This is a genomic window from Pseudomonas sp. 2(2015), assembly GCF_000955865.1.
Taxonomy (GTDB): domain Bacteria; phylum Pseudomonadota; class Gammaproteobacteria; order Pseudomonadales; family Pseudomonadaceae; genus Aquipseudomonas.
This window is the reverse complement of record NZ_JYOF01000003.1, coordinates 841,919-855,295: the sequence shown is the minus strand read 5'-3', so window position 1 is coordinate 855,295 and position 13,377 is coordinate 841,919. Positions and strand designations below refer to the sequence as shown.

General features: G+C 62.7%; 16 protein-coding genes. 15 read left to right on the top strand and 1 reads right to left on the bottom strand.

Annotated elements, in window-relative coordinates:
• The first annotated feature begins 142 nt into the window (after positions 1-142).
• From rluC to UB48_RS06790, 3 genes are read left to right on the top strand one after another with little or no spacing between them, the layout of a single operon-like run.
• Complete coding sequence (gene rluC / locus UB48_RS06800; RefSeq protein ID WP_045195176.1) at positions 143-1,099, top strand: 23S rRNA pseudouridine(955/2504/2580) synthase RluC; 957 nt, start codon at positions 143-145, stop codon at positions 1,097-1,099.
• Positions 1,089-1,781, top strand: coding sequence for an HAD family hydrolase (locus UB48_RS06795; protein WP_045195174.1), 693 nt, complete (start codon positions 1,089-1,091; stop codon positions 1,779-1,781). Before rluC ends, UB48_RS06795 begins: the two co-directional genes overlap by 11 nt.
• The gene (locus UB48_RS06790; protein ID WP_045195172.1) at positions 1,774-2,766 is read left to right on the top strand and encodes a S49 family peptidase; all 993 of its coding nucleotides are present in this window, start codon (positions 1,774-1,776) and stop codon (positions 2,764-2,766) included. Before UB48_RS06795 ends, UB48_RS06790 begins: the two co-directional genes overlap by 8 nt.
• 52 nt (positions 2,767-2,818) lie before the next feature.
• Here the strand turns inward: UB48_RS06790 and UB48_RS06785 are convergent, their stop codons facing one another.
• Positions 2,819-3,397, bottom strand: a complete 579-nt coding sequence (locus tag UB48_RS06785) for a nucleoside triphosphate pyrophosphatase (RefSeq protein ID WP_045195170.1) — start codon at positions 3,395-3,397, stop codon at positions 2,819-2,821.
• Between the two features lie 95 nt (positions 3,398-3,492).
• Here UB48_RS06785 and UB48_RS06780 point away from each other — a divergent pair, with 95 nt between their 5' ends.
• From UB48_RS06780 to UB48_RS06725, 12 genes are all read left to right on the top strand, one after another.
• Entirely contained in the window at positions 3,493-4,020 is a 528-nt protein-coding gene (locus tag UB48_RS06780) for a YceD family protein (RefSeq protein ID WP_045195168.1), read from the top strand.
• A gap of 13 nt (positions 4,021-4,033) precedes the next feature.
• The gene (gene rpmF, locus UB48_RS06775; RefSeq protein WP_010223221.1) at positions 4,034-4,216 is read left to right on the top strand and encodes a 50S ribosomal protein L32; all 183 of its coding nucleotides are present in this window, start codon (positions 4,034-4,036) and stop codon (positions 4,214-4,216) included.
• 3 nt (positions 4,217-4,219) lie between these two features.
• On the top strand, positions 4,220-5,230 hold the full coding sequence (plsX, locus tag UB48_RS06770; RefSeq protein WP_082075402.1) for a phosphate acyltransferase PlsX: 1,011 nt from the start codon (positions 4,220-4,222) through the stop codon (positions 5,228-5,230).
• A 129-nt stretch (positions 5,231-5,359) separates the two neighbouring features.
• The gene (gene fabD / locus UB48_RS06765; protein ID WP_045195164.1) at positions 5,360-6,298 is read left to right on the top strand and encodes an ACP S-malonyltransferase; all 939 of its coding nucleotides are present in this window, start codon (positions 5,360-5,362) and stop codon (positions 6,296-6,298) included.
• Between the two features lie 16 nt (positions 6,299-6,314).
• A complete protein-coding gene (fabG, locus tag UB48_RS06760) occupies positions 6,315-7,055 on the top strand; it encodes a 3-oxoacyl-ACP reductase FabG (protein WP_038994156.1) in 741 nt (246 codons plus the stop codon).
• Positions 7,056-7,251: 196 nt separating this feature from the next.
• Entirely contained in the window at positions 7,252-7,488 is a 237-nt protein-coding gene (gene acpP / locus UB48_RS06755) for an acyl carrier protein (protein WP_003175607.1), read from the top strand.
• A gap of 104 nt (positions 7,489-7,592) precedes the next feature.
• Positions 7,593-8,837 (top strand): beta-ketoacyl-ACP synthase II, encoded by a 1,245-nt coding sequence (gene fabF / locus UB48_RS06750; RefSeq protein ID WP_045195160.1) that lies wholly within the window; start codon positions 7,593-7,595, stop codon positions 8,835-8,837.
• Positions 8,837-9,652: an aminodeoxychorismate lyase gene (gene pabC / locus UB48_RS06745; RefSeq protein WP_045195158.1), complete on the top strand. Its 816-nt coding sequence runs from the start codon at positions 8,837-8,839 to the stop codon at positions 9,650-9,652. The genes fabF and pabC overlap by 1 nt, the downstream gene beginning before the upstream one ends.
• Before the next feature lie 3 nt (positions 9,653-9,655).
• Positions 9,656-10,801, top strand: a complete 1,146-nt coding sequence (mltG, locus tag UB48_RS06740; protein ID WP_045195157.1) for an endolytic transglycosylase MltG — start codon at positions 9,656-9,658, stop codon at positions 10,799-10,801.
• Positions 10,802-10,820: 19 nt separating this feature from the next.
• Positions 10,821-11,453, top strand: coding sequence for a dTMP kinase (gene tmk, locus UB48_RS06735; protein ID WP_045195155.1), 633 nt, complete (start codon positions 10,821-10,823; stop codon positions 11,451-11,453).
• Positions 11,446-12,432 (top strand): DNA polymerase III subunit delta', encoded by a 987-nt coding sequence (locus tag UB48_RS06730; protein ID WP_045195153.1) that lies wholly within the window; start codon positions 11,446-11,448, stop codon positions 12,430-12,432. Before tmk ends, UB48_RS06730 begins: the two co-directional genes overlap by 8 nt.
• A 43-nt stretch (positions 12,433-12,475) precedes the next feature.
• Positions 12,476-13,258, top strand: a complete 783-nt coding sequence (locus UB48_RS06725; RefSeq protein ID WP_045195150.1) for a TatD family hydrolase — start codon at positions 12,476-12,478, stop codon at positions 13,256-13,258.
• Positions 13,259-13,377: the final 119 nt, after the last annotated feature.

The window sequence follows — 13,377 nt, the reverse complement described above, 5'->3', positions numbered from 1 at the left end:
GGCCTCGCGTCCTCGAGAATTGCGTCGGTCAGGGCCGGCTGAAAGCCGTGAGTCCGCTGGCCAGCCGCTTTTGGCGGCGTTCGCGACTATAGCAGCAATCATTAAGTGCTTCAAATCCATAAAAAATTGTTATGATTGGCAAATGACGACTACTGCCCCTCCGACCTCCGGCGTCCAGCTGATCGAGGTCGCGCCGGAACTTGCCGGCCAACGAATCGATAATTTCCTCGTAACGAAGCTCAAGGGTGTTCCCAAGACCTTGATTTACCGCATTTTGCGTAAAGGCGAAGTGCGCGTGAACAAGGGCCGGATCAAGCCCGAGTACAAGCTGCAGGCGGGCGACATCGTGCGCGTGCCGCCCGTTCGTCTGCCCGAGCGCGACGAGCCGGTACCGGTGGCCCAGGGCTTGCTTCAGCGCCTTGAGGCGGCGATTGTCTATGAAGACAAGGCGCTGATTGTGCTCAACAAACCGGCCGGCATCGCCGTGCACGGTGGCAGCGGCCTGAATTTCGGCGTGATCGAAGCCTTTCGTCAGATGCGCCCGGACGCCAAGGAGCTGGAGCTGGTCCATCGCCTGGACCGCGACACCTCGGGCCTGTTGATGATTGCCAAGAAACGCAGCATGTTGCGCCATTTGCACGCTGCCCTTCGCGGCGACGGTGTCGACAAGCGCTACATGGCCCTGGTCCGCGGTCATTGGGCCACCGCCAAGAAGCAGGTCAATGCGCCGTTGCTCAAGAGCAACCTGCGCTCCGGCGAGCGCATGGTCGAGGTCAACGACGAAGGCAAGGAAGCGCTGACGATCTTCCGCGTGCTGCGCCGTTTTGGCGAATTTGCCACCATCGTCGAGGCGCGGCCGATCACCGGTCGTACCCACCAGATCCGCGTGCATGCCCTGCATGCCGGGCATTGCATTGCTGGCGACAGCAAGTATGGCGATGAAGATTTCACCCGTGAGATCCGTGATCTGGGTGGCAAGCGCCTGTTCCTGCATGCCTACGCCCTGACCGTGCCGCTGCCCGATGGTGGCGAGCTCAAGCTCGAAGCGCCGGTAGACGAAATGTGGGCAAAGACCGTGGAGCGCCTGGGTGCAGCGTAATTACGACCTGCTGATCTTCGACTGGGACGGTACCCTCGCCGACTCCATTGGCCGTATCGTCGAGGCCATGCACCTGGCCGCCGGTCGCGCCGGCTATGCCATCTGCGCGGATGACGCGGTCAAAGGTATCATTGGCCTGGCGTTGCCCGAGGCCATCAGCGTGTTGTATCCGCAGCTGGATGCCGAGCAGATCGTGCAGTTTCGCCAGCACTATGCCGACGTGTACATGGCCCTGGATGACCAGCCTTCGCCGCTGTTCGAGGGTGTGGTTGAGTCGCTGGAGGCCTTTCGTGCCGAGGGTTATCGCCTGGCGGTAGCGACCGGCAAGGCCCGGCGCGGGCTCGACCGGGTCTTGCGCGCCAACGGTTGGGAAGATTACTTCGATATCACCCGTGCAGCCGACGAAAGCCGCGGCAAGCCGCACCCGCAGATGCTTGAAGAGATTCTTGCCCATTGCCAGGTCGAACCGCAGCGTGCATTGATGGTCGGAGATTCTTCCTTCGATCTGTTGATGGCCAGCAATGCCGGCATGCATTCGGTGGCGGTGGGTTACGGCGCCATGTCGCTTGAGGCCTTGAGTGCCTTCGGGCCACAGGTGTGTATCGATCATTTTTCACAGTTGCAGGCCTGGCTTCGCTGCACGCCTGCAGCAGTACATTCCAGGGTAGGTGAGCATGGCTGACGAGTGGAAGGCGCCCAGCGCCGAAAGTAACGACAGCAACGAAGAACAGAAGAGCTGGAAGCTGCTGGAGAAAACCCTTCTGGCCGGTGTTCAGGAGCAGCGTCGGGCGCGGCGCTGGGGGATCTTTTTCAAGCTGCTGACCTTTGTTTACCTGTTCGGCATTTTTGCCCTGTTCACGCCTTTGATGAACATGGACAAGGCGGCCTCGCGCAGCGTCAGCCATACCGCACTGGTCGAGGTGCGCGGCATGATCGCCGACCAGGAGCCGGCCAGTGCCGACAATATCATCAGCGGCCTGCGCGAAGCGTTCAAGGACCCGAAAACCAAGGCGGTGATCCTGCGTATCAACAGCCCGGGCGGCAGTCCGGTGCAGTCGGGTTACATCTACGATGAAATCCGCCGCCTGCGTGCCGAATACCCGACGATCAAGCTGTATGCGGTGATCAGCGATCTCGGCGCTTCCGGCGCTTACTATATCGCCAGTGCCGCTGATCAGATCTACGCCGACAAGGCCAGCCTGGTGGGCTCCATCGGTGTAACGGCTGCCGGTTACGGTTTTGTCGGCACCATGGAAAAGCTCGGCGTCGAGCGTCGTACCTACACCGCGGGTGAGCACAAGGCCTTCCTTGATCCGTTCCAGCCGCAAAAGCCTGAAGAGACGGCGTTCTGGCAGGGCGTGCTGGAAACCACCCACAAGCAGTTCATTGCCAGTGTCAAGCAGGGTCGTGGCGAGCGCCTCAAGGACAAGGAGCACCCTGAGCTGTTCAGTGGTCTGATCTGGTCGGGCGAGCAAGCCCTCTCCCTGGGCCTGGTGGATGGCCTGGGCAGCGCCGGTTACGTGGCACGCGAGGTGGTAGGGGAGAAGGAGCTGGTTGACTTCACCGTCGAGGAGTCGCCGTTCGATCGCTTCTCCAAGCGCCTGGGGGCCAGTGTGGCCGAGCACCTGGCGATGTGGATGGGCTTTCAGGGGCCATCGCTGCGTTGATTGCCTGATGCATTGAAAAAGCCGACCATCGAGGTCGGCTTTTTTGTGCGCGTCAGGGCAGGCTGACGCCTTCGGCCAGCAGCATGTCTACCAGGCGGATCAGTGGCAGGCCGATCAGGCTGGTGGCATCCACGCCGTGGGTGCTCTGGAACAGGCTGACGCCCAGGCCTTCGGCCTTGAAGCTGCCGGCGCAGTCGTAGGGCTGTTCGGCGCGCAGGTAGCGCTCAATGCGTGGCAGGTCCAGTTCGCGCATGTTTACCGTGAACGGCACGCAGTCGACCTGGCAGTGGCCGGTGGCGCTGTTGAGCAGCGCCAGGCCGGTGAGAAAGGTCACATGGTTGCCGCTGGCTGCCAGCAGTTGCTCGCAGGCGCGCTCGAAGGTGTGCGGCTTGCCGAGGATCTGCTCGCCGAGCACCGCGACCTGGTCGGAGCCGATGATCAGGTGCCCGGGATGGCTGCCGGCCAGGGCCTGGGCTTTCTCCCGGGCCAGGCGCTTGACCAGCTCAAGGGCGGGCTCTTCGTCCAGCCGATGTTCGTCGATATCCGGCGATGCCCAACTGAAGGGCAGACGCAGACGCTCGAGCAGTTCGCGTCGGTAGGGTGAGCTGGAAGCCAGTAATAAAGGCAGCATGATAGACTCCTGAACAGGTGAAACGATTCTAACATGCTGAACGGAGCCGAATTTCCTTTGACAGGGGCGGGGGTCATCCCTAGAATGCTGCGCCTATGTTGAATGACCCGATTCCACCTCACGTTGACCCGCGCAAATTGGCCGATCGTGGTGTTTCCCTCGAAGGAACACTGCAGCTCGCCGATTTGGAGAGACTCTGCGACCCGCTTTCCGACACTGTCGGTACGGTGCAGGCTAAATTCGATTTTGAGCGCGACGAGCAGAAGGCTGTGGTTATCCACACCGACCTGCGCGTCGAGGTCAAGATGGTTTGCCAGCGTTGTCTTGAGCTGGTCACCCTGCCGATCCACAGCGAATGTACTTACGCCGTGGTGAAGGAGGGTGCGAATACCCAGTCGTTGCCGAAAGGTTATGACGTGCTGGAACTGGGCGAAGATCCTTTGGATCTGCAGGCCTTGGTCGAGGAAGAGCTTCTGCTCGCCTTGCCTATCGTGCCTGCTCATCATCCGGAAGAATGCCAGCAGCCGGCGGGCGCCGATGAGCCCGAACCGAGCAAGGACGAGGTAACACGGTCCAACCCGTTCAGTGTATTGGCGCAGTTAAAGCGTGACCCAAACGTTTAGGAGTTAATCAATTATGGCTGTTCAGCAGAACAAAAAATCCCGCTCTGCCCGTGACATGCGCCGTTCGCACGACGCCCTCTCGGAAAACGCTCTGTCCGTAGAGAAAACCACTGGTGAAGTGCACCTGCGTCACCACGTATCGCCAGAAGGCGTATACCGTGGTCGTAAAGTGATCGACAAGGGCGCTGACGAGTAATCCTTGTCCGCTCAGATCATCGCGATTGACGCAATGGGCGGGGACTTCGGTCCCCGCAGCATTGTTCAGGCGAGTATTGCTTGCCTGTCGGCTACCCCCTCGCTGCACCTGACCCTTGTCGGTCAACCCTCCCTCCTTGAAGATCTGATCGCTGGCCAGTCGGCAGCGGATCGCGCGCGCCTGCAGATCGTGGCCGCCAGCGAAGTGATCGGCATGGACGAGCGGCCGTCACAGGCGCTGCGCAGCAAGCCCGATTCGTCCATGCGCGTGGCCCTGGAATTATTGCGTGATGGCAAGGTTCAAGCCTGCGTCAGTGCCGGCAACACCGGTGCGCTGATGGCCCTTTCGCGCTATGTGCTGAAAACCCTGCCCGGTATCGATCGCCCGGCCATGGTTGCCGCCATTCCCACCCAGACCGGCTATTGCCAGCTGCTCGACCTGGGCGCCAATGTCGACTGCAGTGCAGAAAACCTCTATCAGTTTGCCGTGATGGGCTCGGTGGCCGCCCAGGCCCTGGGTATCTCGCGCCCGCGCGTAGCCTTGCTCAATGTTGGCACTGAAGACATCAAGGGCAACCAGCAGGTCAAGCTTGCGGCCAGCCTGCTGCAGAACGCCCGCGGCCTGAACTACATCGGTTTCGTCGAAGGTGACGGCTTGTACCGTGGCGAGGCGGATGTGGTGGTGTGCGACGGTTTTGTCGGCAATATCCTGCTCAAGTCCAGCGAGGGCCTGGCGACCATGATCGGCTCGCGCATCGAGGCGTTGTTCAAGGGCGGGCTCGGCGCGCGCCTGGCCGGCGCCGTGGCCATGCCCCTGCTGCGCCGCCTGCAGGCTGACCTGGCGCCGGCGCGACATAATGGCGCAAGCTTTCTCGGCCTGCAGGGCATTGTCATCAAGAGCCATGGCTCTGCCGGGGTGCAGGGCTTGCAGAGCGCTATCCAGCGCGCTTTGATCGAGATCCAGGAGAACCTGCCGCAACGTTTGCACGGGCGCCTGGAAGACCTGTTGCTTTAGGCATATGCCTCAGGAAGTGGTTAAATGTGACCGCTTGGTCCTCGTTACCATCCAACTCTTCAGTTTCTTGTGCTCAGCCTGATGCTGGGCGCTTTATTTCCGACGACAAGATCACTAGGGGCTTGTTCAATGTCTGCATCCCTCGCATTCGTCTTTCCCGGTCAAGGTTCGCAGTCCCTCGGCATGCTCGCCGAGCTGGGCGCCCAGCATCCGCTGGTCATTGATACCTTCCGTGAGGCCTCCGAGGCTCTGGGCTATGACCTCTGGGCGCTGACCCAGAACGGTCCGGAAGAGCAACTCAACCAAACCGACAAAACCCAGCCGGCCATCCTTACCGCCTCGATCGCTTTGTGGCGCCTGTGGCTGGCTGAGGGCGGCGCGCGTCCGGCGTTCGTTTCCGGTCACAGCCTGGGTGAGTACAGCGCCCTGGTCGCCGCCGGCAGCCTGAGCCTGGGTGACGCCGTTAAACTGGTCAAGCGCCGCGGCGAGCTCATGCAAGAGGCCGTACCGGCCGGGCAGGGCGCCATGGCGGCAATCCTGGGTCTGGACGACGCCGTTGTCGTGGGTATCTGCGCAGAAGCAGCCCAGGGCGAAGTGGTCAGTGCGGTGAACTTCAACTCGCCAGGTCAGGTAGTCATCGCCGGTGCCAAGGCCGCCGTTGAGCGTGCCATGGAAGCCTGTAAGGCTGCTGGCGCCAAGCGCGCACTGCCACTGCCGGTCAGCGTGCCGTCGCACTGTGAGCTGATGCGCCCGGCAGCCGAGCGCTTTGCCGAGTCGGTCAATGCCATCGACTGGCAGGCCCCGCAGATCCCGCTGGTGCAAAACGTCAGCGCCGCCGTTGCCGCGGACCTCGACACCCTCAAGCGCGATCTGCTGGAGCAGCTGTACAAGCCAGTGCGTTGGGTCGAGTGCGTGCAGACCCTGGCCGCCAAGGGTGCGGTCAACCTGGTCGAATGCGGCCCGGGCAAGGTTCTGGCCGGTCTGAACAAGCGTTGCGCCGATGGCGTGACCACCTACAACCTCAATACCCCAGATGCTGTCGCCGCCACTCGTGCGGCGCTGGCCTGATTTAGGAGAAACTTGCATGAGCCTGCAAGGTAAAGTTGCCCTGGTTACCGGCGCCAGCCGTGGTATCGGCCAGGCTATCGCCCTGGAGCTGGGCCGTCTGGGCGCTACCGTGATCGGTACCGCCACCTCCGCTTCGGGCGCCGAGCGTATCGCCGCGACCCTCAAGGAGCACGGCATCACCGGCACTGGCCTTGAGCTGAACGTGACCAGCGACGAGTCGGTCACCGCTACGCTGGCCAAGATCCAGGAGCAGTTCGGTGCGCCGACCATTCTGGTCAACAACGCCGGCATCACCCGCGACAACCTCATGCTGCGCATGAAGGACGACGAGTGGTTCGACGTCATCGACACCAACCTGAACAGCCTCTACCGTCTGTCCAAGGGCGTGCTGCGCGGCATGACCAAGGCGCGCTGGGGTCGTATCATCAGCATCGGCTCGGTGGTCGGTGCCATGGGTAACGTCGGCCAGGTCAACTACGCTGCCGCCAAGGCCGGCCTGGAAGGCTTCAGCCGCGCCCTGGCGCGTGAAGTCGGCTCCCGCGCGATCACCGTCAACTCGGTGACCCCGGGCTTCATCGACACCGACATGACGCGCGAGCTGCCTGAAGCTCAGCGTGAAGCGCTGCAGACCCAGATCCCCCTGGGGCGTCTGGGCCAGGCTCAGGAGATAGCCAATGTGGTGGCTTTCCTGGCCTCCGAAGGTGCAGGTTATGTCACCGGCGCGACCATTCCGGTCAACGGCGGCATGTACATGTAAAATTGAATGTGACGGATTGCATCAAAAAAATGTCATACGAGCTGTCTAAAATCCGTTATAAAGCTGCAACCAGATTCTAGTCGGTTGGCAGGTGTGGTCTTGCAAGGCGTGTTGCGCTTGAAAAGCAGACGTCTTTCTATACACTTACACACCGGCCAGCTGCCTGACATATGTCCATTAGGAGTGAAAACAAGGTATGAGCACCATCGAAGAACGCGTCAAGAAAATCGTCGCCGAGCAACTGGGCGTTAAAGAAGAAGAAGTAGTGAACACTGCTTCCTTCGTCGAAGATCTGGGTGCCGATTCCCTTGACACCGTTGAGCTGGTGATGGCTCTGGAAGAGGAATTCGAGACCGAAATCCCTGACGAAGAAGCCGAGAAGATCACTACTGTTCAAGCTGCTATCGACTACGTCACCAGCCACCAGGCCTAAGACGTTGTAGTCGTCGCTTCTTGTCATGGAAAAACCGCACTGCCTTCGCCGGCGTGCGGTTTTTTCTTTACAAGAGATGTAGTCAATTGAATAAGGAGAGTGCTGTGTCGCGTAGACGCGTCGTGGTCACCGGTATGGGTATGCTGTCGCCACTGGGTACGGATGTGCCGAGCAGTTGGCAGGGCATTCTGGCTGGCCGCAGTGGCATAGGTCTGATCGAGCATACTGACCTGTCTGCCTACTCCACCCGTTTTGGCGGCTCGGTAAAGGGCTTTGAAGTCGAGCAGTACCTGTCGGTCAAGGAAGCCCGCAAGCTCGATCTGTTCATTCAGTACGGCCTGGCAGCCGGTTTTCAGGCAGTGCGTAACGCCGGCCTGGAAGTGACCGATGCCAACCGCGAGCGCATTGGCGTGGCCATGGGCTCGGGTATCGGTGGCCTGACCAACATCGAAGAAACCAGCCGGACCTTGCATGACCAGGGCCCGCGGCGTATTTCGCCGTTCTTCGTGCCGGGTTCGATCATCAACATGATTTCCGGTTTCCTGTCGATCCACCTGGGTGTACAGGGGCCTAACTACGCTATTTCCACCGCCTGCACCACCGGTACCCACTGTATCGGCATGGCTGCGCGCAACATCGCCTTCGGTGAAGCCGACGTGATGATCGCCGGCGGTGCGGAAATGGCCGCCTGTGGCCTGGGCATGGGTGGTTTCGGTGCGTCGCGGGCGCTGTCGACCCGCAACGACGACCCGACCCGCGCCAGCCGTCCGTGGGACAAGGGCCGTGATGGCTTCGTCCTCGCCGACGGTGCCGGTGCGCTGGTACTCGAAGAACTCGAGCACGCCAAGGCCCGCGGCGCGACCATCTATGCCGAGCTGGTAGGCTTTGGCATGAGTGGCGATGCCTACCACATGACCTCGCCGCCAGAAGATGGCAGCGGTGCCGCGCGCTGCATGGCCAACGCCCTGCGCGATGCCGGCCTGAACCCCGGCGAAGTCGATTACATCAACGCCCACGGCACCTCGACGCCGGCCGGCGACCTGGCAGAAAGCTCGGCGATCAAGTCGGTGTTTGGCGATCACGCCTACAAGCTGGCCGTCAGCTCGACCAAGTCGATGACCGGGCACCTGCTTGGCGCTGCCGGTGCCGTCGAGGCGATCTTCAGCGTGCTGTCGATCAACAGCCAGGTGGCGCCACCGACCATCAACCTGGACGAGCCGAGCGAAGGTTGCGACCTCGACTTCGTGCCGCACCAGGCGCGCAACATGCCGATCGAGGTGGTGCTGTCCAACTCCTTCGGTTTTGGTGGCACCAACGGCTCGCTGGTGTTCCGCCGGTTCGCCGGCTGATGCACAGCTGGGTCGATGGCCTGCCGGCAGATGCACTAACCCTGCAAAGCCGGGGGCTGGCCTATGGCGATGGTCTGTTCGAGACCATCGCCGTGCGCGCAGGTCGGCCATCGTTGCTCGAGTACCACCTCGAGCGCCTGGCGCTGGGTTGCCAGCGCCTGGCGATCAGCGCCGATCACGGCCTGATTCGCGACGAGCTATGCCGTTATGCCAGCTTGCTGGGTGACGGCGTGCTCAAGCTCATTGTTACCCGCGGCGACAGCCAGCGCGGCTACGCGCCGGCCGCTGGCGTGGCGCCACGACGAATTCTCCAGGGCAATCCCTTGCCCACCTATCCCGCAGGGCATGCCGAAGAGGGCGTTCGCTTGTTCGATTGCCAGACCCGTCTGGCCGAGCAACCCTTGCTGGCAGGCTTGAAACACCTCAATCGCCTCGAGCAGGTGCTGGCCCGTGCCGAGTGGCAGGATGCCGCGCACGCCGAAGGTTTGATGCGCGATGTTTCCGGGCGCATCATCGAGGGGGTGTACAGCAACCTGTTCCTGGTGCGCGATGGCCAACTGCAGACTGCCGACCTGAGCCGCTGCGGCGTGGCCGGGGTCATGCGCGCAGCCTTGCTCGATCACGCCAGGGACGCCGCAATCGCTGTGCAGATTACCGACCTGAGCCTGCAGGACCTGCAGCAAGCTGACGAAGTGTTTGTCTGCAACAGCGTCTACGGCATCTGGCCGGTACAGGCTTTTACATCGCTGAACTGGCCGCCGGGGCCGCTCACCCGTAAACTGCAGGCCATTGCCCGTACGCTACTGGATGCCTGATTTGTGAGACGTAAATTCTTGGTGCTGCTGGAGATCGGCTTGATCCTGGCCGGCCTGACGTTGGGCTATTCGGCCTGGAAGGTAAAATCGGCGCTGGAGCAGACCCTGCACGTGTCCCAGGAGCAGTTGCTCGACGTGCCCACCGGTACCACCCCCAACCGCATGTTCTACCGCATGCAGAACGACGGGGTACTGGAAGACGCCTTCTGGCTGCGCCTGTACTGGCGCTTCAACATGGCTGGCGTGCCGCTGCATACCGGCGAGTACCGCATGACCCCGGGCATGACCGTGCGCGAGCTGTTCGAGGTCTGGCGTCGCGGTGATGTGGTGCAGTACACCCTGACGCTGGTCGAGGGCTGGAACTTCCGCCAGGTGCGTGCGGCGCTGGCCAGGCACGAGAAGATCAAGAAAACCATCGACGGCCTGAGTGATACCGAGGTCATGGACAAGCTCGGCCATCCGGGGGTGTTCCCTGAAGGTCGGTTCTTCCCCGATACCTATCGCTTCGTGCGTGGCATGAGCGATGTCGAGTTCCTCCAGCAGGCCTACGCGCGCCTGGAAGAAGTGCTGGCCAAGGAATGGGCTGAGCGCTCCAGCGATGTGCCGTATCGCGACCCGTACCAGGCGCTGATCATGGCGTCGCTGGTCGAGAAGGAAACCGGCGTACCGCAAGAGCGCGGGCAAATTGCCGGGGTGTTCGTGCGGCGCATGCGTATCGGCATGCTGCTGCAGACCGACCCGACGGTGATCTACGGCATGGGCGAACGCTACAACGGCAAGATCACCCGCGCCGACCTGCGCGAGCCGACGCCGTACAACACCTACACCAACGCCGGCCTGCCGCCGACGCCGATTGCCATGGTTGGCCGCGAAGCCATTCATGCCGCGTTGAACCCGACGCCGGGCAGCAGCCTGTATTTCGTGGCGCGTGGCGATGGCAGCCATGTGTTCTCCGATGACCTCGATGCGCACAATTCGGCCGTGCGCGAGTACCAGATCAAGCGCCGTGCCGACTACCGTTCGAGCCCGGCCCCGGTTACCGAACCTGAACCTGAGGCCCAGCCGCTGGCGCCGCAATCGCCGGATGTCAGCCCTGAGCCGGCGCCCGAGCAAGCGGCGCCGGCCAGCGACGCGGCCTCCCCGCAATGACCCACTGTAAGGACTGCCTGTGAGCGGCTTGTTTATCACCCTGGAAGGCCCTGAAGGCGCGGGCAAAAGCACCAATCGCGAGTACCTCGCCGAGCACCTGCGCGGCGCCGGCCTGGATGTCGTGCTGACCCGCGAGCCGGGCGGCACGCCACTGGCCGAGCGAATCCGCGAACTGCTGCTGGCCCCCAGTGAAGAGAAGATGGATGCCGACACCGAGCTGCTGCTGGTGTTTGCCGCCCGTGCCCAGCACCTGGCCGAAGTCATTCGCCCGGCCCTGGCCCGTGGCGCGGTGGTGTTGTGCGACCGTTTTACCGATGCCACCTACGCCTATCAGGGCGGCGGGCGCGGCCTGTCGCTGGAGCGCATCGCCACCCTGGAGAATTTCGTCCAGGGCGATCTGCGCCCGGACCTGACCCTGGTGTTCGATCTGCCGGTGGCGATCGGTCTGTCGCGCGCGGCCGCCCGCGGCCGCCTGGACCGTTTCGAACAGGAAGGCCAGGCCTTCTTCGAAGCCGTGCGCCAGGCCTACCTGGCTCGCGCCCAGGCTTCGCCGCAGCAATACCGGCTGATTGATGCCGCTTTGCCGCTGGCCCAGGTACAGCAGGCGCTGGACGCCTTGCTGCCGCAGATTCTGGAGCGTTGCCGTGGCTGAGGCCTTTCCCTGGCAGCAGGCGCTGTGGCAGCAACTGGCCGGGCGCACCCAGCATGCCCATGCCTATCTGCTGCACGGCCCGCAAGGCATTGGCAAGCGGGCCCTGGCCGAGCGCCTGATGGCCTTGCTGCTGTGCCAGCGTGCGCAAGGGCTGCAGGCGTGTGGGCAGTGCAAGTCATGCCTGTTGCTCGCAGCCGGCAGCCACCCGGACAACTACGTGCTGGAGCCGGAAGAGGCCGACAAGCCGATCAAGGTCGACCAGGTCCGCGAGCTGGTGTCTTTCGTGGTGCAGACTGCGCAGTTGGGCGGGCGCAAGGTGATCTTGATCGAGCCGGTCGAGGCGATGAACGTCAACGCCGCCAACGCCTTGCTCAAAAGCCTTGAAGAGCCCTCGGGCAATACTGTTCTGCTGCTGGTCAGCCATCAGCCCAGCCGCCTGTTGCCAACCATCAAGAGCCGCTGCCAGCAGCAGGCCTGCCCGCTGCCGAGCCGCGAGCAAAGCCTGGCCTGGCTCGAACAGGCCTTGCCCGACTGCGACGAGCAGGAGCGCCTGGAGTTGCTCAGCCTGGCCGCCGGCTCGCCGTTGGCGGCCGTCAGTCTGCAGGCCCAGGGTGTGCGCGAGCAGCGCGCGCTGGTGGTCGATGGGGTGAAGAAGCTGCTCAAGCAGCAGCAATCGCCTAGCCAGCTGGCCGACGCCTGGAATGCCATTCCCTTGCTGCAACTGTTCGACTGGTTCTGCGACTGGTCCAGCCTGGTCCTGCGTTATCAGTTGACCCAGGACGAGGAGGGGTTAGGCTTGAGCGATATGCGCAAGGTGGTCCAGTACCTGGCGCAGAAGAGCAGCCAGGCCAGGGTCCTGGAGATCCAGGACTGGATTCTGGCCCAGCGCCAGAAGGTCCTGGGCAAGGCCAACCTCAATCGGGTGCTGTTGCTCGAGGCGCTGCTGGCGTCCTGGGCGATGTTGCCGGGCCAGCGTTGAGCTGCGCCGTTCCTTCATTTCTTTTCAGCGTTGTCATGCACCCATGCTTGTAGATTCCCATTGCCACCTCGACCGTCTTGACCTCACCGCCCACCAGGGCTCCCTGGATGCGGCCCTGGACGCTGCCCGCGCGCGCGGCGTCGGCCACTTCCTGTGCATCGGCATCAGCGCCGACAACGCCCAGGCGGTCAAGGACCTCAGCGAGCGTTACAGTGATGTCGACTGCTCGGTGGGCATCCACCCGCTCGACCTCACCCCCGATGGCGCACCGCCGCTGGACTGGCTGCTCAAGGAGCTGGAGCACCCGCATGTGGTGGCGATTGGCGAGACCGGCCTGGACTATCACTATGAGCCGCAAGCGGCTCAGGTGCAGCAGGACTCGTTCCGCCTGCACCTGGAGGCGGCCAGGGTAACCGGCAAGCCGGTGATCATCCATACCCGCGCGGCGCGCGCCGACACCCTGGCCTTGCTGCGTGAAGCGGACCTCAAGCAGGCCGGCGTTCTGCATTGCTTCACTGAAGACTGGGACATGGCCAGGGCGGCGCTGGACCTGGGCTACTACATTTCGCTGTCGGGCATCGTCACCTTCCGCAATGCCGATGCGTTGCGCGATGTGGCCCGCCAGGTGCCTGCCGATCGGCTACTGGTCGAGACCGACTCGCCGTACCTGGCGCCGATCCCCTACCGCGGCAAGGCCAACTTGCCAGAGTACGTACGTGAAGTGGCGGAGTTCGTGGCGATGGTGCGCGGTGAAAGTTATGAGCAACTGGCTGAACAGACCACGGCCAACTTCAAGCGCCTGTTTCCGTTGGCGCGGGTGGCCTGAGCCTGCGGGCGGTAAAAACCGCAGGCAAAAAAAACCCGGGTTCTGGGGGGTGAATCCGGGTTAAGACCATTAGGAGTAAAACAAAGGCACGCGGTCCCTGAGCACCTTTATCGGCGCGC

Coding starts and splice junctions, on each gene's coding strand:
- UB48_RS06780 (WP_045195168.1), top strand. CDS start 3,493: ATGTTGAATGACCCGATTCCACCTCACGTTGACCCGCGCAAATTGGCC.
- rpmF (WP_010223221.1), top strand. CDS start 4,034: ATGGCTGTTCAGCAGAACAAAAAATCCCGCTCTGCCCGTGACATGCGC.
- fabG (WP_038994156.1), top strand. CDS start 6,315: ATGAGCCTGCAAGGTAAAGTTGCCCTGGTTACCGGCGCCAGCCGTGGT.
- UB48_RS06790 (WP_045195172.1), top strand. CDS start 1,774: ATGGCTGACGAGTGGAAGGCGCCCAGCGCCGAAAGTAACGACAGCAAC.
- fabD (WP_045195164.1), top strand. CDS start 5,360: ATGTCTGCATCCCTCGCATTCGTCTTTCCCGGTCAAGGTTCGCAGTCC.
- rluC (WP_045195176.1), top strand. CDS start 143: ATGACGACTACTGCCCCTCCGACCTCCGGCGTCCAGCTGATCGAGGTC.
- acpP (WP_003175607.1), top strand. CDS start 7,252: ATGAGCACCATCGAAGAACGCGTCAAGAAAATCGTCGCCGAGCAACTG.
- UB48_RS06725 (WP_045195150.1), top strand. CDS start 12,476: ATGCTTGTAGATTCCCATTGCCACCTCGACCGTCTTGACCTCACCGCC.
- UB48_RS06785 (WP_045195170.1), bottom strand. CDS start 3,397: ATGCTGCCTTTATTACTGGCTTCCAGCTCACCCTACCGACGCGAACTG.
- pabC (WP_045195158.1), top strand. CDS start 8,837: ATGCACAGCTGGGTCGATGGCCTGCCGGCAGATGCACTAACCCTGCAA.